The sequence below is a fragment of the Pseudomonas frederiksbergensis genome (genome assembly GCF_003732665.1).
Taxonomy (GTDB): domain Bacteria; phylum Pseudomonadota; class Gammaproteobacteria; order Pseudomonadales; family Pseudomonadaceae; genus Aquipseudomonas; species Aquipseudomonas frederiksbergensis_G.
This window is the reverse complement of the sequence record NZ_MOBP01000160.1, coordinates 1-332: the sequence shown is the minus strand read 5'-3', so window position 1 is coordinate 332 and position 332 is coordinate 1. Positions and strand designations below refer to the sequence as shown.

Sequence of the window (332 nt, the reverse complement as noted above, 5' to 3'; positions counted from 1 at the left end):
CCAGACCGTGCTTCGCGCAGATCAGGTGCCGGCTGAAGTTGTCGATCCGCGAAGCCATGTGTTCCAGCCCGCGGTGGTAAATGATGTCTTTGGGTGAGCGGGCGCTGTGGATAAACACCATGTCGACGTTGCCGTTGGTGTCGTAGACCCAGCGCGCTATCGACATGACCGGCGTGATACCGACGCCGCCGCTGAGGTACAACACCTTCGGCGCGGTGAAGTCCATGGCGTTGAACAGCCCGACCGGACCGTGCACCGCCAGCTCCTGGCCCTCGGGCAGGGTGTCGTGCAACCAGTTGGAGACTTTGCCCCCCGGTACGCGCTTGATGGTC

The 332-nt window shown here is 63.0% G+C and carries 1 protein-coding gene; it reads right to left on the bottom strand.

The annotated features are described in order from the left end of the window. The coding region (locus BK665_RS33620) for a ferredoxin reductase domain-containing protein (RefSeq protein WP_259699687.1) at window positions 1-332 on the bottom strand (332 nt) is incomplete at both ends.